Source organism: Burkholderia sp. 9777_1386 (assembly GCF_015712265.1).
Classification (GTDB): Bacteria; Pseudomonadota; Gammaproteobacteria; order Burkholderiales; family Burkholderiaceae; genus Burkholderia; species Burkholderia cenocepacia.
In genome coordinates this window covers 1-17,186 of sequence record NZ_JACCQB010000089.1, presented here as the reverse complement: position 1 = coordinate 17,186, position 17,186 = coordinate 1, and the positions used below count along the sequence as shown (strand labels likewise).

Here is a 17,186-nt window from a genome sequence, read left to right as displayed (position 1 = left end):
GCACACGCCGATCTCGGCGCCTTTCTCGGCGGCCAGCTGCTTGAGCCGGATCGCCGCCGACAGCCCGGCGGGGCCGCCGCCGACGATCACGACGTCGTATTCCATCGATTCGCGCGGGCCGTATTGCGCGAGCAAGTCCTGTGTGGTCAAAATCCTGTCTCCTGCTGCGTCCCGACCGTCAGTGGGTCAGAACTGGTCTTCCGTCAACGCGAGCACGCTCTCGTTGCCCTTCGCGCCGACGATCGACGCTTCGAGCGCACCCGCCTGTACCAGCACGTGCTCCGCATAGCATTGCGCGATCGCGATCTTCGCGTCGAAGAACGCCGGGTCGCTCGCACGGTTCGCGTGCGCAGCCACCAGCGCGCGCGCCATCTGCCAGCCGCACAGCACCACACCCGCCAGCTTCAGGTACGGCACGCTGCCCGCGAACACCGCGTTCGGGTCCTGCTTCACGTTCGCGAGCACGTAGTCCACCACCGCCGCCAGCGAGCGCGCGCCCTTCTCCAGCTGCGCCTTCATCGACGCGGCCGCCGCACCGTCCAGCTTGCCGAGCGCCGTCACCGTGTCGCCGATTTCCGCGAGCAGCGCCTTCGCCACCGCGCCGCCGTCGCGCAGCGTCTTGCGGCCCACCAGGTCGTTCGCCTGGATCGCCGTCGTCCCTTCGTAGATCGCCAGGATCCGCGCATCGCGGTAGTACTGCGCCGCGCCCGTCTCCTCGATGAACCCCATCCCGCCGTGCACCTGCACGCCCAGGCTCGCGACGTCGTTCACCATCTCCGTGCTCCAGCCCTTCACGACCGGCACCAGATACTCGTAGATTGCCTGATGACGCGCGCGCGTCGCCTCGTCCGAATGGCGGTGGGCAATGTCGCTGTGCGCGGCAGCCACGTAGGCCAGCGCCCGCGCGCCTTCGGTCAGCGCACGCATCGTGCCCAGCATCCGGCGCACGTCCGGGTGATGGATGATCGTCACCGACTGCCTGGCCGAGCCGTCCACCGGGCGGCTCTGCACGCGTTCCTTCGCGAATTCGGCCGCCTTCTGGTACGCGCGGTCGGCCACGCCGATCCCCTGCATCCCGACCCCGAAGCGCGCCGCGTTCATCATGATGAACATGTATTCGAGGCCGCGGTTCTCCTCGCCCACCAGATAGCCGATCGCGCCGCCGTGATCGCCATACTGCAGCACCGCCGTCGGGCTCGCCTTGATCCCGAGCTTGTGCTCGATCGACACGCAGTGCACGTCGTTGCGCGCACCGAGCGAGCCGTCGTCGTTGACCATGAACTTCGGCACGATGAACAGCGAGATGCCCTTCACGCCTTCCGGCGCGTTCGGCGTGCGCGCGAGCACCAGGTGGACGATGTTGTCCGCCATGTCGTGCTCGCCCCACGTGATGAAGATCTTGGTGCCGAACACCTTGTAGGTGCCGTCGCCCTGCGGCTCGGCGCGCGAGCGCACCAGCGCGAGGTCGGAGCCCGCCTGCGGCTCGGTCAGGTTCATCGTGCCGGTCCATTCGCCCGAGATCAGCTTCGGCACGTAGCGCTGCTTCTGCTCGTCGGTGCCAGCCGTCAGCAGCGCCTCGATCGCGCCGTCGGTGAGCAGCGGACACAGCGCGAACGACAGGTTCGACGCGTTCAGCATCTCGATGCACGGCGTCGCGATCAGCTTCGGCAGCCCCTGGCCGTCGTACTCGGCCGGATGCTGCAGCCCCTGCCAGCCGCCTTCGACGAACTGGCGGAACGCTTCGCCGAAGCCCGGCGTCGCGGTCACGACACCGTCCTTCCAGCTGCTCGGATTGCGGTCGCCTTCGACGTTCAGCGGCGCCAGTACCTCGCCGCAGAATTTCGCGGACTCGTCGAGCACGGCCTGCGCCGTGTCGTAACCCGCATCCTCGAAGCCCGGCAACTGCGCGACGGCGTCGATGCCCGCGAGTTCCTTCAGCACGAACAGCATGTCCTTGACGGGGGCGTTATAGCTCATGGTCGATGTTCCAATCAGGCGGTGAATAGGGCGCGACGCGGGCCCGGTACGGCAAAACCGGCCAGCGCCGCGACGTGATGGGCCATCCTAACGCCGGGACTCCCGATTCCGATTGTCATATCCGGCCCACATGGTGACAAAACCGGCCACGTCGCGCGCCGGCGGCGGCCGTCGCATCTGGCCGCGAAAGCCCGTCTGGCGGGCGTCAGCGCCCGTCCGGCTGCCGTTCCGGCCGGGTGGCGAAATAGTGCGCGGGCGAATCGCCGAGCGCCTTTCGGAACATCGCGATGAAGTTGCTGGGCGATGCGTAACCCAGCAGGTCCGACACCTCGGCCACCGGACAGCCGCGGGCGAGCAGGTCGAGGCCGCGCGCGAGCCGAGCCTGCTGGCGCCATTGCGCGAAGCTCAACCCGGTTTCGGCCGACATGAGCCGCCGCAACGTGCGCGGCGACATCGCACCGAACGCCGCCCACGCATCGAGCGTGCGCCGGCTGCCGGGATCGTCGAGAAGCGCCCGTGCCACCCGCGCGAGCCGCGGATCGGCGGGCATCGGCACGTGCAACGCCTCGCGCGGCGTGCGACGGATTTCGTCGTGGATGACCGCAGCCATCCTCGCGTGCTCCGGCGCCAGCGGCGCGTGCTTGTCCCATTCGATCGCACGATGCGCGAGCGAACGCAGCACCGCGCTGATGCCGATCACGCACGGTTCGTCCGGCAGGCCCGCGCAGAACGGCGGCGCGGCCAGCAGCACCCAGCCACCGGGCGCGCCGCTCACCCGCACCTTGTGCGGCATGCCGGGCGGCACCCAGCCCGCACGATGCGGCGGCAGCAGCCACGCACCGCGCGGCGTATGAACGTGGATCAACCCCGCCTCGACACACAGCACCTGACCGCGCGCATGCGCGTGCCAGTCATAGTCGCGTGTGCCGAGCCGATACGCGCTGGCCGGATCGTCATTGCCGCGCAGCGCGATCAGCGCGGGGCCGTCCAGCCATTCGCTGTAGTCGGGAAGCGCCAGGTCGGCGGCGGTACGGTTATCCATATTGGCCAGTCTACGGCATTGAACGGCCAGATGCCGTTATCCGCCCACCCGTGACGCACGGAACAATGCATGCCGGACCGCGCACCCCGCGCGGCTAACGGAGAGCGTTCCATGCACGACATTCACGTCGCCATCGTCGGTGCAGGTCTCGGCGGCCTGGCCCTCGCCCAGGCCTTGAAACAGGCCGGCATCGCGTTCGATGTCTACGAGCGCGACGCGGCCATCGACAGCCGGAGGCAGGGCTACCGCATCCGGATCGACGCGACCGGCCAGCGCGCGCTGGCGGCCTGCCTGCCGGCCGGGCCGGCGGCATTGTTCCGGGCATCGGCGTCGCAGGGCACCGGCGCCGTGCGGCTCGCGACGCCCCGGCTCACGCCCGCCCACGGACATGCGCCCGCCGGCTGGCACACCGCACCGGACACGGCGGACCTGAGCGTGAACCGGCTGACCCTGCGGGAGATCCTGATGGCCGGCATCGAGGATCGCGTGCATGTCGGCCACGCGGTCGACCGCTATCGAGTACTGCCCGACGGCCGCGCACACGTGACGTTCGCGAGCGGCACGTCGGGGTCCGTCACGTGCGACGTGCTGGTCGGCGCGGACGGCATCCATTCGACCCTCCGCGCGCAGCTCGTTCCGGCGGCCGCGCCGGTCAGGACCGGCGCCCTGTGCGTCTACGGCAGGACCCGGCTGCCGACCGACGATCCCGCGTTCCCCGAAGCCGCCGGGTTGCGCGCCGCCACCACGGTGATCGTGGCCGACGGGTGCGCGGCGGTCCTCGAGGACATGCGGTTCCGCACCGACCTGCGGGCGCTCGCGGCCCATGCGCTGCCGTGCAGCCGGTTCACGCCGCCGGACGACTATTTCTACTGGGCCGCGATCGGACCGTCGAGCCGCTTCGGGCTGGATGACGCCGACCCGACGGCTGCGCTCGCGGCGCGAATCCCGGCCGCGCTCCGGCATGTCGTGCGGGACTGGCACCCGGTGCTGCGCCGTTTGCTGCTCGACACACCGTCCGACGCCGTCACCGCGCTGCCCGTGCGTCGCGGACGCCCCGACGTAGCGCTGCCGGCCGGCCCGGTCACGCTACTGGGCGACGCGATCCATGCCATGAGTCCCGCCGGCGGCGCGGGCGCCAATACGGCGCTCAGGGATGCCGCCGCGCTGGCGGCGCGGCTGGCCGGGCAGACCGCCAACGGTGGCGATATCCGGCACGCGCTGACGCGATATGCGGAAGACATGCGCGTGTGGGCGACCGACGCGGTGATCGCGTCCGATCGCGCGGCCGCGCGGCTGTTTGCCGAGAATTGAGCGGAATGTGTCCGTCGATCGGAAATCCAGATCGCCGATTGCGGCGACGCACGCCGAAGGAAACGATCGGCCGAGTGCGCGCCTGCACGGCCCGAGCGGTGAAGGTCGCCGGTTATGGGAATGTCCGCCGAAAACCGGCCGTGGAAACCGCAAAAGGAGCCGGTTATGGGATTCAATCCGCGAACCCGCGCATCCGCGCCACTCAGCGTCGCGCCCGCGTCACGCCCGCCGCCGATACGTCCCCGGCGTACTCCCGGTCCAGTGCCGGAACGCGCGATGAAACGCGCTCGGATCGTCGAAGCCGATATCGGCGCCGATCGCCGCGATCGTGTCGGGCGTATCGGTCAGCCGCTGGATCGCGATATCGCGCCGCAGTTCGTCCTTCAGCACCTGGAACGTCGTCCCTTCCGCCGCCAGGTGACGGCTCAGCGTCCGCACCGAACAATGCAGATGCTCGGCCGCCTGGTCGATCACGGGCAGATCCGGCAGCGCCGCCGACAGGTATTGCCGCACGCGATGGCACACGAGCTGTTCGCTGAACGATTCGAAGATCCAGTCGCCGGGCGCGCGCGCGAGGAACTTGCGCAGGTTGCGCTTGCTCTGCCGGATCGGCGCGTCGAGGTAGTCGGCGCTGAAGCGCATCAGCGTGCGCTCGCAGTCGAACTGCACTGCGCCGGTGAAGAAGTACAGGTGATCGACCGCATGGCGCGGCCGCGGGCACGCGAACTCGATCTGCAGCAGCGGAATCTTCTGCCCGATCAGCCACGAGCACACGCCGTGCACGAGCTTGAGCATCAGCTCCTGGCCGAGCGCGCCGATCGGCCCGATGGCGTCGTTCGGACGCAGCAGCACCTGCGCGACGAGATCGTCGCGCTTCGATTCGACGAAGAAGTCGTCGAGCAGGATATGGAAAAATTGGCCGAAACGGTGCAGCGCCGTTTCGAGATTGCGCGCGTCGAGCAGGCTCAGGCACAGGTACTTCAGCGTGCCGCCGCGCAACGGGCGCGAGAAGATGCCGGGCATCTCGTCGTCGAGGTCGATCGCGAGCGTGCGGTACAGCGTCGAGAACTGCTCCTCCGTCACGCGCGCGTGCGGCTCGCCGAGCAGCTCGATCGGAATGCCGGCGCCGCGCAGGTAGCGCTCGACCACGTCGCGCTGCACGCCCGCGCTCGCGAGAAAGCCGTTGACGAGCGAGATCGGCACCGTCGCGCTCGGCGACGGCAGCGCACGCCCGGGCCGGGCGGAAAGTGAATCTGAGCCGGTCATCGCGTCCCCGTCGATCGAACCGACCGCATTGTACTTGAGCGGCCCGCGCGCCCCCTTCGGCGTGGCCGGCGCACCGGGCCGCGCCGCCGCGGCCGCGCGGCGCGTCGTGCCCATCAGTCGGTGCGGCTGAGTTCCCGGCGCAGGATCTTGCCGACCGTCGACTTCGGCAGCCGCTCGACGAAACGGACGAGCTTCGGCACCTTGTACGCGGCCAGGCTCGCGCGGCAATGCGCGACGAGTTGCGCCTCCGTCACGTCGGCGTCCGCCGCGAGCACCACGAACAGCTTGACGGCCTCGCCCGTGCGCGGGTCCGGCACGCCGATGCACGCGCATTCGGCGACGCCCGGCAGCGCGGTCGCGACCGCTTCCACCTCGTTCGGGTACACGTTGAAACCGGACACGATGATCATGTCCTTCTTGCGGTCGACGATCCGCAGGAAGCCGGCCGCGTCGAACACGCCGACGTCGCCGGTACGGAAATAGCCGTCCGCGGTGAACGCGGCCGCGTTCGCGTCCGGCTTCTGCCAGTAGCCGCTCATCACCTGCGGCCCCTTCACGCAGATCTCGCCCGCCTCGCCGATCGCCACCTCGCGATCCTGGTCGTCGAGCAGCTTCACGTCGGTCGACGGCAGCGGCAGGCCCGTGGTGCCCGTGAACCGGTCGATCGACTGCGGGTTGAACGACACGACCGGCGACGTTTCCGACAGCCCGTAGCCTTCGCGAATGAAATTGCCCGTCACCGCCTTCCAGCGCGACGAGATCACGTCGATCACCGCCGCCCCGCCGCCGGCCGACAGCTTCAGCCGCGACCAGTCGACCTCCTTCAGGCGCGGATGGCCGGCGAGCCCCGCGTACAGCGTGTTCACGCCGACGAACACCGTCGGCCGCGCGGCCTTCAGCACGTCGATGAACCCGTCCATGTCGCGCGGGTTCGCGACGAGCCAGTTCTGCGCGCCGATCGCGAAGTAGGACAGGAAGTTCACCGTCAGCGCGAAGATGTGATACAGCGGGATCGCCGTGACGACGACCTCCTCGCCCGGCCGACGCGCATCCGGCACGATCGCCGCGAACTGCGCGATGTTCGCGACGAGGTTGCGATGCGACAGCGCCGCGCCCTTCGACAGGCCGGTCGTGCCGCCCGTGTATTGCAGCAGCAACAGGTCCGCGCCGCTCAGCGCCACCGGCTCGCATGCGAGCGATTCGCCGGCGGCGATCGCCTGCGCGAGCGCGGTCGAACCGGGCGGCAGCGCGTCGCAGGTGCCGGCCGGCGCATCGACGACGCCGAGATCCTCGCGCCCCACGCTCAGCACGGTGCGCACGCGCGTGCCGCCGACCACGTCCGCGAACGTGCCCATCGACCCGCCGCAGACGATCGCCACCTCGACTCCCGCGTCGTTGAGCTGATGCTCGAGCTCGCGCGCGGTGTAGTGCGGATTCACGTTGACCTGGATCGCGCCGATCCTCGCGACGGCGACGAACACGACCGGGAACGCGAGCACGTTGGGCAGCATCACCGCCACGCGATCGCCCTTGCGCACGCCGACGACCTGCTGCAGATACGCGGCCAGCGCGGTCGACAGGCGCTCGACGTCGGCATAGGTGAGCGTGCGGCCGAACGCATGGAACGCCGGACGGTCGGCGAAGCGGCGCATCGCGTCGTCCAGCAGCGCGCTGACGGAAGGATGGCGATCGGCGTCGATCTCGGCGGGGATCGAGCCATACGACCCGGTCCAGTGTCTCTTCGTCATGTCTCACTCCTCTTTGGACGGCACGCCAGCATGCGTACCGTTCGCACGGGGCCTGCACGCCGGAGGGACGCGGGCCGCCGCCTGACCGGCGACTATCGCCCGCGCGACGCGCTTTGCAAATGATCCGGGCGGCCGAAAACATGATCGAAACGGACATGCGTGCTCGCTCCCTGTCCAGGCAACTCGTCCGCGCGCATATTCCCCGGCGCGAATTGCAAAGCAGCAAGCGGCATGGCGCGGCGTGTCGCCGTTCTTCATAATCGACGACCGTCCCTCATCCGCCGAGACCATGCAGCCGCTCGCCCTGGCCCCCGCCGACACCTTCTCGTCCGTTCGCTTCCTGCTGACCGACATGGACGAGACCCTCACGCATCGCGGCCGCCTCGCCGCGCAGACCTATGCGGCGCTCGAGCGGCTGCAAGCGCGCGGCATCCGCGTGATCCCGGTCACCGCCGCGCCGGCCGGCTGGTGTGACCAGATGGCGCGGATGTGGCCGGTCGACGGCGTGATCGCGGAGAACGGCGGACTCTTCATCCGGCGCAGCCCGGACGGGCACGGCGCCGAACGCCGCTATTGGCATGCGGACGATGCGCTCGACGGCGCACGCGACGCGCTCCGGCGCATCGCGCGGCATGTCGCGACGGCCGTCCCGCCCGCCCGCCGCGCGGACGACCAGGACTTCCGGCTGACGTCGCTCGCGTACGCACGCACCGGCGGCGACCAGGACGACCGGATACTCGACGCGCTGATCGAGGCCGGTGCCGACGCAACCATCAACAATCTGTGGGTGATCGGCTGGGTCGGCGGGTACGACAAGCTGTCGATGTCGCTGCGCGTGCTGGCGGATACGTTCGGCGTCGATGCCGGCGCCGCGCCCGGGTGCGTCGCCTATTCGGGCGATTCCACGAACGACGCGCCGATGTTCGGCTATTTCACGCATACGGCCGGCATGAGCACCGTCATCGAGTATCTGCCGCAGTTGTCCGCGCTGCCGCGATGGATCACGCAAGGCCCGGGCGGCCTCGGCTTCGTCGAGTTCGTCGACGCGATCCTGCGCGCGCAGCCCGGCGATCGGGGCTGACTACCCGCGCGGCGGGGTGGCGCCGGCGTATATCAGGGTGAACCCGGTGGCGGATGGGACCGTTCCCGCGCAGAATTGCGTGCCGTCAACGATATCGATTCGGACGCAGGATCCCGTCATGCCGCGCAGTGCGCTCTTGAAACCGACCGACGCCCGTCCCGCCCGGCTGCCGGACGCCGCTTCCGCGCACGCGTTGCGCGAGCAGCGCTTCACGCCGGCCAAGCTGGCCGTGCTGGTCGACGTGGCCGCGCAAGCCGGCCTCGATCCGGCCGCCGTGCTCGCCGGCACCGGCCTCGCGCCGGCCGACGTCGCGGACCCGTTCACGCTCACGTCGCCGCTGCAGTTCCTGACGGCCGCGCGCAACGCGGTCGCCCGCTACGACGGCCCCGACCTCGGCGTGCGCGTCGGCCGCCGGCTGCGCGCGTCGAGCTACGGGATGTACGGCTACGCGATGCTGTGCTCGGAATCGCTCGCGCACGCGTTCGATTCCGCCGTCAAATATCACCGGCTCGCGAACGGCATGCTCCCGATCCGCTGGGTCGAACAAGGCGATACCGCGTCGTGGCTGTTTCCGGACCGCCACGAAGTCGCGCTGCCCGATCTCGACGAGCCGCTGTACCGTTTCCTGATCGACATGCAGTTCGCGCTGCACGTGACGATCATCAAGGACGTGATGGGCGGATGGTGCGTGCCGGCGCGCGCGCAGTTTGCGCAGCCGCAGCCGCCGCACTGTGCGCTGCTGGCCGACGCGCTCGAATGCCCGATCGCGTTCGACCAGCCGCACCACGTGCTCAGCTATCCGGCGGCCTGGCTCACGCGCGCGCCGCAGCTCGCGAATCCGATCACCGCTGCGCAGGTGTCGTCGCACTGCGCGAGCCTGCTCGACGAAATGCGCAGCCAGGCCGGCGTCACGCGGCACGTATACCAGGAACTCACGCGCACGCCCGGGCAGTTTCCGGACATCGACGCGATCGCCGAGATCCTGTGCATGACCTCGCGCACGCTGCGCCGCAAGCTCGAAGCCGAAGGCACGTCGTACAGCGAACTGCTGACGAGCGTGCGCAAGGCGCTCGCGATCGACTACCTCAGCACGACCACGCTCAGCACCGAGGACATCGCGCTGACGCTCGGCTTCAGCGATGCGGTGGGATTTCGCCACGCGTTCAAGCGCTGGACCGGCACGACGCCGAGCGACGTGCGACGCAAGCGCGGCGGCTGACGCCGCCGATCGAAGCTCAGCGTGCGTCGCCCGCCGCCGGCGACGCGACCGCCAGCGCGAACTCGAACACCGCGCCGCGCCCGGCCCGGTCGACGAGCCGGATGCCGCTGCCGTTGAGCGCCAGCATCCGGTGCACGATCAACAGGCCGAGCCCGCCGCTCGTCGCGGTGCCGCCGCTCATCGGCCGCTGCGGCCGCTGGAACAGCCCTTCGCGCCGCGCCGCCGGAATCCCTGCCCCGGTATCCGACACGGTCACGACCACGCGGTCGCCGTGCGGCGCCAGCGCGATCTCGACCTCGCCGTGCGCGGGCGTGTGCCGCAGCGCGTTGTCGAGCAGGTTGGTCAGCACGCGCTCGATCATCCCGAGATCGGCCGACACGGCCGGCACGCGCGGCGGAATCCGCGCATGCAGCGCGACGCCGCGCGATTGCGCGCTCAGTTCGAACTTCTGGAATACGTCCTGCACGAGATCGACCAGCGAGAACGGCTCGCGCTCGGCCTGCACGCCGCCCGATTCGAGCCGCGCGAGCTCGAACAGCGCCTGCGCGAGCCGCCCGACCTTCGCGCTCTGCGCGAGCGCGATCGACAGGTAGCGCCGCCGTTCGGGCTCGGCCAGCGTGTCGGCCTTCAGCGACAGCGTCTCCAGATAGCCGTGCAGCGACGTGAGCGGCGTGCGCAGGTCGTGCGAGATGTTCGTGATCAGTTCGCGCCGCTGCTGGTCCTGGCGCGTCAATGCGCGCCACTGGTCGCCGATCCGGTCGGCCATCTGCGCGAACGCGGATTCGAGCACCGCGATGTCGTCGCCACGACGGCCCGGCGGCAAACGCAGCACCGGCGGCTGCACATCAGCCGCGCCCGGCGCGCCGGGCGCACCGTTCGCGTCGAAGTCGCGCATCGCGGCCGTCAGCCGGCGCAGCGGGCGCGTGATGAAGCTGAATGCGGTAAGGCCCGCGAGCAGACCGAGCAGCGCGACGATCGCCATCGACCACAGCGTCGTGCGCAGCACGTTGCCGGCGTCGACGCGCGCGGCGAGCCGGTCGTGCGCCTCGCCGAGCAGCACCACGTAGATGTAGCCCGACGGCGGCTGCCCTGGCCGCTGCAGCGGCGCGGCGCTGAACACCTTGCGCGCGTCCGGGCTGCGCGGATCGTCGCCGAGGATCGGCAGCGGCTGGCCCGCGATGAAGCGCTGCACCGGCGCGAGATCGACGCGGTCGCGCTTCACGTGGCCGGGCGGCGCATCGTCGCCCTTGATGCGCCCCGCGTTGTCGAGCAGGTACACCTCGACGCTCGGGTTCACGCCCATCAACTGGCCGAACAACGTGCGCACGGCATCGGGGCGCAACCCGTTCGCGTCCATCAGCGGCGCGCTGCCGGCGATGTTGGTGGCCAGGTCGCGCGACAGCGCCTGCACGACTTCCTTCTCGCGCATGTCGTTCGCGCGGATCTGCAGCCACGCCGACGCACCCGAGCACGCGAGCAGCAGGATCGAGAACACGAGCGACAGCCGCCGGGTGAGCGTGAGCTTCATCATGCGTCCCGCTGACCCGGCGCGGCGAGCTTGTAGCCGCGCCCCCACACGGTGAGGATTCGCACGGGCTCGGCCGGATCGGCCTCGATCTTCGCGCGCAGCCGGTTGATGTGGGTGTTGACCGTATGTTCGTAGCCTTCGTGCTGATAGCCCCACACCGCATTGAGCAGGTCCATCCGCGAGAACACCTTGCCCGGATGCCGCGCGAAGAAATACAGCAGGTCGAATTCGCGCGGCGTGAGGTCGATGCGTGCGCCGTCGACGCTCGCTTCGCGCGCGATCGGGTCGATCGCCAGCCCGGCGACGTCGAGCGTGCCCGCGTCGAGCCGCGAATCGCGCGCGAGCGCATCGACGCGCCGCAGCAGCGCCTTCACGCGCGCGACGAGTTCGAGCACCGAGAACGGCTTCGCGAGGTAGTCGTCGGCGCCGAGTTCGAGGCCGAGGATCCGGTGCACCTCGCTCGATCGCGCGCTCGTGATGATGATCGGCGTGTAGCGCGTCATCGCGCGCGCCCGCCGGCAGATCTCGAGGCCGTCGACGCCCGGCAGCATCAGGTCCAGGATCAGCGCGTCCCAGCCGCCCTGTTCGAGCAGGCGCAGCCCTTCGGCGCCGTCCGCGCTGTGCACGACTTCGTAGCGCTCGTCGCGCAGGTGCAGGCTGAGCACGTCGGCGATGTCGGCATCGTCCTCGACGATCAGGATACGTTTCGGTTGGTCCATGGCGGTGGGCGGCGGCACGTCGGAGCGGGGCTCGGTCACGGTTGTCGGGCGGCGATCGGAGCCGGCGCGAAGCACGGCGGAAGGCCGCGCTGCCGTCATTGTGCAAAATTTTGCGGCGGCAAGGGATCACATTTCGTTTATGTTTGCGCCGCGCGTGCGCCGTCAGCCCACGCCGTCAAGGGCGGGCGCGGCAATCTGGCCCCTGAAACGCGATGTCGGACACGCCGGGCGGCACGCTCGATCGACAGCGCAAGGTTCGCCAGCCGACGGATCGGCGCCGCCCGTCCCTCGACCTCTCGATTCCCGCGGCACGATCCGGGCATGGGCCGCCCGCGACGCGCCTGCGTTCCGCGTCGCGCATGAGCTTCGTGAGTTCGCGCAATCGCTCGGCAGAAATTTCGTCGCGTTCCAACCCTTCGCGGCCGTCCACCCCGGCGCGACTCCCGAACGTCGAGCGACGCGGTCCGGTCGACGCAATGTCGGACGCCATCCCATCCACGATCGACTTCAAATTCGATGTCGAAGGAGAAGCGTTGTCGACGCCGTCCGTTTGCATCCGTGCGATCCACTCGATCGTCATCGCATCGTCTTCGCTCACGCGTTCCATGCGAAAAATGCCGGGCGCATTTGGCGAGCGATCGGCTCGGCGCAGCACCGTACGCAGGAATCCCTTCGCGAATCCTATGCGGCTGAATTGCCAGTCGGCATCATGCTCGACAAGGTCATCGTTGACGGTCTGCTGCATCGAGACGTGATCGGTGTATCCCGCATAGCCTTTCGGCTCGCCGGGAAAGTACTGAAAATCCAGCGATGGCGATGCGTCCGGCCGCGGTACGCGTGGTGCCGCCTGCTTTTGCCTGCTGTTGTTCACTGCCGCCACGAACGCCAGCAGACCGGCGCACGCGCCGACCAGGATGGCAAGGACCGTCTGCTTCATCGTTCGTCTGACGCGCTAGCGGCAGGTGTCGTTGCCGGGCGTTTCCGGGGCCGCGATCAGGCGCGAGTCCAGTTCGGTCAAACCGTCTTCGAGTCATGTCCGTGCCCGCCGTCGAAGGACGCTGCCAACGTCAGCGGTCGGCGCGACACGGCGCTGCCGTCGCGGAAGGTGCATGCGTACGTCGATGCGATGAGCGCGAGGCTCGGGGAAATGCGGCCGGCCGCACCGCCAAGGACAACGCGGCCGTAACGCTTCGCAGCCCGAAGCATCCGGCCCGCGGGTCCGTCAGCGATGCGCGTCACCTGCGAGCCGCGCGTGCAAGGCCTCGATCGACGTTGCGACGAACGACGAGAACGCGCGAATCCGCGCGGTGTCGCGCAGGTCCGGATGAGTCAGCAGCCACAGGTCGGTCGCCAGTTCGTCGATCCGGCCGCCCAGCCGCACCAGATCGCGCTCGTCGTCGGCCAGGTAGCACGGCAACACGGCTGCACCGATGCCGGCGCGTGCCGCGGCGAACAGGCCGAGCAGCGTATCGACCCGATACCCGCAACGCGCATCGGCGCCTTGGGCATGCATCCATCGCTCGAGCGGCCGGTAACCCATCCGCCGGTCCGGCCCGACCCACGCGAGATCGTCGGCGCGCTCGCGCCACCCGGGTGCCGCATAGACGGCCTGTGCGATCGTACCGACCCGGCGGCCGATCAGCACCTCAGGCGGCGACGACGACGGGCGGATCGCGACATCGGCCTCGCGCTTCGACAGATCGAAGACCGCGTTCGACACGGACACTTCCAGCGTGATCTCCGGGCAGGCATGCCGGAACGCGGCGAACACCGGCGACAGCAAGCCCGACAGCAGCGTATCGGTCGTCGTCACGCGCACGGTGCCCGATGGCCGCACGTCGCGACCGGCCACGCGCCGCTCGACGCCATGCACCTCGTCCTGGATCCGTTCGGCGGCAGCGGCGGCGTCCTCGCCGGCCGGCGTCGGCGCATAACCGGCGCGGGTGCGCTCGAACAACTTGACGCCCAGTTCGGCCTCGATTGCCGCGAGGCGGCGAAACACCGTCGCGTGGCTGATGCCGAGCCGCCGCGCCGCGCCCGCGAGCGAACCGGCCTGCGCCACCGCCAGCACGAGCCGCAGATCGTCCCATGACAGCCGCTGTTCATTCATGCAAACCTCGTTTGCGAAACTGGCCAATTCCCGTTCATTCTCGCAACGCGTACCGTATCAGGCAAATCCCGGCGCAAGCCGCCTTCACCGGCACACCATGAGGAACGCCGCCCATGCACACGCTGATCGTTCATTGCCATCCCGAACCCCGCTCGTTCAACGCCGCGCTACGCGACACCGCCGCGCGGACGATGCGCGCGCTCGGCCATGACGTCGAGGTGTCGGATCTCTACGCGGACGGGTTCGATCCGGTCGAGGCGCCGCGCCACTACCCGTGTCGCGCGAACGCCGACGTGTTCTCGGCGCTGGTCGAACAGCGCCACGCGAGCACGCATGCCACGCTGCCCGCCGACGTGCGCCGGGAGATCGCCCGGCTCGAGCAGGCCGACCTCGTGGTGTTCCAGTTTCCGGTCTGGTGGCATGCGCCGCCCGCGATGCTGAAGGGCTGGTTCGATCGCGTGTTCGTGAACGGCGGCCTGTACACGGGCAGCCGCCGCTACGATCGCGGCCACTTCCGCGGCCGACGGGCGATCTGCTCGGTCACGACCGGTGCGCCGGCCGCGACGTTCGGCCCGGGCGGGCGCAGCGGCGACATCGGCCTGCTGCTGTGGCCGATTCATTACTCGCTGCATTACATGGGATACGACGTGCTGTCGCCGGTGCTCGCGCATGGCGTGCAGGACGCACACGGCGGTTACGCGTATCAGGACGATGCGGCGCTGGCGGCCGAACTGGCCGCGCATCGCGACACGCTCGCGCGCCGGCTCGCGAACTGGCAGACGGACCGGCCGCTGCGATTTCCGGGTTGGGATGACTGGGACGAGCACGGGACGCTCAAACCGGGAATCGTCGGGTACGACCGGTACGTGCGCGGGTGTGCGTGAACCCCTCACGGGAAATTCCGTGACGCTGCGTCGAATTGACTTGCGCCCGGACGGGAGGAAAGGCTGCGGGTAAGGCTGGCCCGACCTGTTCGACGCGCAGCGCGTTCGGGGCACTGCACGGCAGCTCGCCGACGCGCGAGACCGCCCAGTCGCGACCGGCCCGGTGACGACGTTCGGCACGAACCTGCATGCCACCCGCCTGGCCACGCCGTTCAGGTCAGCAACGGGCATCGCACCTTGCAATCGCTCCGGACCACGAGTTCGCAGATACGTTACCCCGCGACTCTCTCGAACGTATCCGCATTGGTCTGGACGGCATGTGCCCATCCAGACTCCGATGATCGTGAGCCTTGCCGAGGCGCCTGGCTGGTAACGACATGCCATACCGTCTGCAGCGTGCCGTCACGCAGCATGCCCGTGAAAGAACAGATCACGGTAACCCGGTCATTCGATATGCCGAAAGCGAAGTTGATGCAATCGCCAAACCAGACGCCCGAGACAGGCAGATCGTGACCGAAGAAGGCGCTGTCCTGCAACGCGGTGCTGAATACGCCACGGATGGCGCCCTCCTTGTCGTCGGTGATGGAAAGTGTGGAGCCGTATTGATTACGCCACGTACCGATCCAGTTCATAACGCACCTCCGGAGCACACGCTCACGCGCCAATGGGCCGAGCGTTCCAGGCGCCGGCGCCTTCTCGCGGCAATCGGGCTCGCAAAGCCGGCGCCGCGCATGGGCGAGCACCGTCGTGACAGAAAATCCTGGCGCGAATCCAGCAATAGTGATGCATCACCAGCGCCCACTGCGCCGGCATGACGATCAAAAAGTATAGACGCTCGTCGGATGATATGAGGCGGTGCATGTGGCGATCCGGCCAGTGCGGACGCTTGTGTTCCCCCACTTTGTTGACCACACGATGCCGTCCGGCACGAAGGCTCGCCTGCGTCGACATGAGCCGATCAAGGGGCCCGCACGTTTTCCCATTGCTGCTGCGGTCGCCACGACGGCGTCGGGAAGATGTCGAGCAACTTTCTCGCCTGAACCGCTTGGGGTTTCTGGATGAAATTCACGCGGCTCGCTCTGTCAACGCCCCGTCGTTGCAACGGTTATCTCGACGGCGGACAACAGAGCGCGCCGTCACGTTCCTGCCAGTCGGAAAATCGGGCCGGCGCCCGCGTGACGACGTGACCTGCTGCATGCCGCCACGCAGCATCGTCAACCACGGGCGCGTGACCAATCCCCGCGCGCCGTCCATGCATGCTCAGTATGACTTGCCGCCCACCGTCGCCGATTCCAGTTCGCGCGTGATGATCTGCGTGCCGCCCACATCGGCGACCGACTTGACCATGCCGACACCCGGCGCGAGCCAGTCGTCCGCGATCGTCTTGCTGGTCAACGCCGGGTTGGTGAAGGTCTCCGTCGTGTGATAGTGGCATGCGTTCGCGAAGACCTTGCCGTTCCGGAGGCTGACCGTTTCGCGCGCGACGTAGGTCCGCTGGATCGAGACGGACGTTTGCGCGCCGCCGGACGGAAAGACGGGCGTATCGACATAATTCACCGTCTCGCTTCCCGTGAGCCCGATCGTCTCGACATAGGGCGGCGAGTTCACATCGCGCAACGCGAGCGTGCTGCCGCTGTAGACCTCGCCGCCGTAGTTCGTGCGCACGCCGTTGCCGACGAGGTAGTAGTGATTGGTCTGAATCGGCGAGCCGGTCGTGGTTTCGGCCTGCTGCGTAAGCGCCACGCCCTCGAACGTCGCCGGCGCGAAGGTCCGCGTGTACACGCCGTTGTCGACCGCCGGGCTCTGCGCCGTCGCTTGCGTGTACATGTGCAGTTGCACGATATCGCCTTGCTGGTAGACCGGATCGCACTCGACGTTCGAGGCGGTCGGCGAACCCGAATTGCCATCGGATGTGCCCGTCGTTGGCGTGCCGCCCGTCCCGCCGCTGCCGCCGTTGTTGGTCGTGCCCGATCCGCCGGACGCCGCGGGCGAGGAATTGTCGTCGCCACCGCCGCAAGCGGTCAGCGCCAGGCAGGTCAATGCAATCAGTGCAACGGCTTTCATCGGGATCACCTTCGGAACGAACAGGACGAACGCAGCCGCTGCGCGCGCATCGTGCCGCACGCACCGACCCTCACGAATCGGACATCAGGAATCAAGGCAATCGGCCGGCAGCCCTCGCCGGCCCGGCGACGTCAGTTGACCTGCAGCTGGCCACCGCGGCCCAGCCCGCCCTTGACGTCCTGCGCCTTGTAGCTGCGCAGCGCGACGACCATCTTGTTGTACGCATCGATGAACGCG

General features: G+C 69.0%; 15 protein-coding genes. 4 read left to right on the top strand and 11 right to left on the bottom strand.

The genetic code is table 11. The annotated features are described in order from the left end of the window. The 3 genes from H0X91_RS33685 to H0X91_RS33675 form a co-directional block, all read right to left on the bottom strand. On the bottom strand, positions 1 to 150 hold a 150-nt coding region (locus tag H0X91_RS33685), incomplete at its 3' end, for an FAD-dependent oxidoreductase (RefSeq protein ID WP_141718724.1). A gap of 36 nt (positions 151 to 186) precedes the next feature. Then, positions 187 to 1,977 carry an acyl-CoA dehydrogenase gene (locus H0X91_RS33680; RefSeq protein ID WP_006498525.1) on the bottom strand — a complete coding sequence of 597 codons (1,791 nt, stop codon included), beginning with the start codon at positions 1,975 to 1,977 and terminating at the stop codon, positions 187 to 189. 205 nt (positions 1,978 to 2,182) lie between these two features. Then, positions 2,183 to 3,019 (bottom strand): AraC family transcriptional regulator, encoded by an 837-nt coding sequence (locus tag H0X91_RS33675; RefSeq protein ID WP_034203736.1) that lies wholly within the window; start codon positions 3,017 to 3,019, stop codon positions 2,183 to 2,185. Positions 3,020 to 3,088: 69 nt separating this feature from the next. Here H0X91_RS33675 and H0X91_RS33670 point away from each other — a divergent pair, with 69 nt between their 5' ends. Then, on the top strand, positions 3,089 to 4,330 hold the full coding sequence (locus tag H0X91_RS33670) for an FAD-dependent oxidoreductase (protein ID WP_230878091.1): 1,242 nt from the start codon (positions 3,089 to 3,091) through the stop codon (positions 4,328 to 4,330). A 219-nt stretch (positions 4,331 to 4,549) separates the two neighbouring features. On the opposite strand, the gene H0X91_RS33665 is transcribed toward H0X91_RS33670, so the two are convergent. Both H0X91_RS33665 and H0X91_RS33660 read right to left on the bottom strand, forming a co-directional pair. Continuing rightward, entirely contained in the window at positions 4,550 to 5,710 is a 1,161-nt protein-coding gene (locus H0X91_RS33665) for an AraC family transcriptional regulator (protein WP_006498528.1), read from the bottom strand. After that, a complete protein-coding gene (locus tag H0X91_RS33660) occupies positions 5,710 to 7,344 on the bottom strand; it encodes an AMP-binding protein (protein ID WP_006498529.1) in 1,635 nt (544 codons plus the stop codon). Before H0X91_RS33660 ends, H0X91_RS33665 begins: the two co-directional genes overlap by 1 nt. Before the next feature lie 289 nt (positions 7,345 to 7,633). Between H0X91_RS33660 and H0X91_RS33655 the strand changes: the two genes are divergently transcribed. Together H0X91_RS33655 and H0X91_RS33650 are read left to right on the top strand one after the other, a co-directional pair. Beyond that, positions 7,634 to 8,425 carry an HAD-IIB family hydrolase gene (locus H0X91_RS33655; protein ID WP_059721042.1) on the top strand — a complete coding sequence of 264 codons (792 nt, stop codon included), beginning with the start codon at positions 7,634 to 7,636 and terminating at the stop codon, positions 8,423 to 8,425. A 118-nt stretch (positions 8,426 to 8,543) separates the two neighbouring features. After that, the gene (locus tag H0X91_RS33650; RefSeq protein ID WP_196433761.1) at positions 8,544 to 9,644 is read left to right on the top strand and encodes an AraC family transcriptional regulator; all 1,101 of its coding nucleotides are present in this window, start codon (positions 8,544 to 8,546) and stop codon (positions 9,642 to 9,644) included. Positions 9,645 to 9,660: 16 nt separating this feature from the next. Here the strand turns inward: H0X91_RS33650 and H0X91_RS33645 are convergent, their stop codons facing one another. The 4 genes from H0X91_RS33645 to H0X91_RS33630 form a co-directional block, all read right to left on the bottom strand. Further along, positions 9,661 to 11,172: a sensor histidine kinase gene (locus tag H0X91_RS33645; RefSeq protein ID WP_080331414.1), complete on the bottom strand. Its 1,512-nt coding sequence runs from the start codon at positions 11,170 to 11,172 to the stop codon at positions 9,661 to 9,663. After that, positions 11,172 to 11,891, bottom strand: a complete 720-nt coding sequence (locus H0X91_RS33640) for a response regulator transcription factor (RefSeq protein ID WP_006484292.1) — start codon at positions 11,889 to 11,891, stop codon at positions 11,172 to 11,174. Before H0X91_RS33640 ends, H0X91_RS33645 begins: the two co-directional genes overlap by 1 nt. A 175-nt stretch (positions 11,892 to 12,066) precedes the next feature. Beyond that, entirely contained in the window at positions 12,067 to 12,828 is a 762-nt protein-coding gene (locus H0X91_RS33635; protein ID WP_230878090.1) for a hypothetical protein, read from the bottom strand. A 285-nt stretch (positions 12,829 to 13,113) separates the two neighbouring features. Beyond that, entirely contained in the window at positions 13,114 to 14,001 is an 888-nt protein-coding gene (locus H0X91_RS33630; RefSeq protein ID WP_034203742.1) for a LysR family transcriptional regulator, read from the bottom strand. 113 nt (positions 14,002 to 14,114) lie between these two features. Between H0X91_RS33630 and H0X91_RS33625 the strand changes: the two genes are divergently transcribed. After that, positions 14,115 to 14,885: an NAD(P)H-dependent oxidoreductase gene (locus H0X91_RS33625; protein ID WP_058903746.1), complete on the top strand. Its 771-nt coding sequence runs from the start codon at positions 14,115 to 14,117 to the stop codon at positions 14,883 to 14,885. Positions 14,886 to 15,157: 272 nt separating this feature from the next. Here the strand turns inward: H0X91_RS33625 and H0X91_RS33620 are convergent, their stop codons facing one another. Both H0X91_RS33620 and H0X91_RS33615 read right to left on the bottom strand, forming a co-directional pair. Continuing rightward, positions 15,158 to 15,517, bottom strand: a complete 360-nt coding sequence (locus tag H0X91_RS33620) for an avidin/streptavidin family protein (protein WP_058903747.1) — start codon at positions 15,515 to 15,517, stop codon at positions 15,158 to 15,160. Positions 15,518 to 16,145: 628 nt separating this feature from the next. Next, the gene (locus tag H0X91_RS33615) at positions 16,146 to 16,949 is read right to left on the bottom strand and encodes a hypothetical protein (protein ID WP_058903974.1); all 804 of its coding nucleotides are present in this window, start codon (positions 16,947 to 16,949) and stop codon (positions 16,146 to 16,148) included. Between the last annotated feature and the right edge of the window lie 237 nt (positions 16,950 to 17,186).

Coding starts and splice junctions, on each gene's coding strand:
- H0X91_RS33675 (WP_034203736.1), bottom strand. CDS start 3,019: ATGGATAACCGTACCGCCGCCGACCTGGCGCTTCCCGACTACAGCGAA.
- H0X91_RS33660 (WP_006498529.1), bottom strand. CDS start 7,344: ATGACGAAGAGACACTGGACCGGGTCGTATGGCTCGATCCCCGCCGAG.
- H0X91_RS33640 (WP_006484292.1), bottom strand. CDS start 11,891: ATGGACCAACCGAAACGTATCCTGATCGTCGAGGACGATGCCGACATC.
- H0X91_RS33680 (WP_006498525.1), bottom strand. CDS start 1,977: ATGAGCTATAACGCCCCCGTCAAGGACATGCTGTTCGTGCTGAAGGAA.
- H0X91_RS33615 (WP_058903974.1), bottom strand. CDS start 16,949: ATGAAAGCCGTTGCACTGATTGCATTGACCTGCCTGGCGCTGACCGCT.
- H0X91_RS33655 (WP_059721042.1), top strand. CDS start 7,634: ATGCAGCCGCTCGCCCTGGCCCCCGCCGACACCTTCTCGTCCGTTCGC.
- H0X91_RS33625 (WP_058903746.1), top strand. CDS start 14,115: ATGCACACGCTGATCGTTCATTGCCATCCCGAACCCCGCTCGTTCAAC.
- H0X91_RS33650 (WP_196433761.1), top strand. CDS start 8,544: ATGCCGCGCAGTGCGCTCTTGAAACCGACCGACGCCCGTCCCGCCCGG.
- H0X91_RS33630 (WP_034203742.1), bottom strand. CDS start 14,001: ATGAATGAACAGCGGCTGTCATGGGACGATCTGCGGCTCGTGCTGGCG.
- H0X91_RS33670 (WP_230878091.1), top strand. CDS start 3,089: ATGCCGGACCGCGCACCCCGCGCGGCTAACGGAGAGCGTTCCATGCAC.
- H0X91_RS33635 (WP_230878090.1), bottom strand. CDS start 12,828: ATGAAGCAGACGGTCCTTGCCATCCTGGTCGGCGCGTGCGCCGGTCTG.
- H0X91_RS33645 (WP_080331414.1), bottom strand. CDS start 11,172: ATGAAGCTCACGCTCACCCGGCGGCTGTCGCTCGTGTTCTCGATCCTG.
- H0X91_RS33665 (WP_006498528.1), bottom strand. CDS start 5,710: ATGGGCACGACGCGCCGCGCGGCCGCGGCGGCGCGGCCCGGTGCGCCG.
- H0X91_RS33620 (WP_058903747.1), bottom strand. CDS start 15,517: ATGAACTGGATCGGTACGTGGCGTAATCAATACGGCTCCACACTTTCC.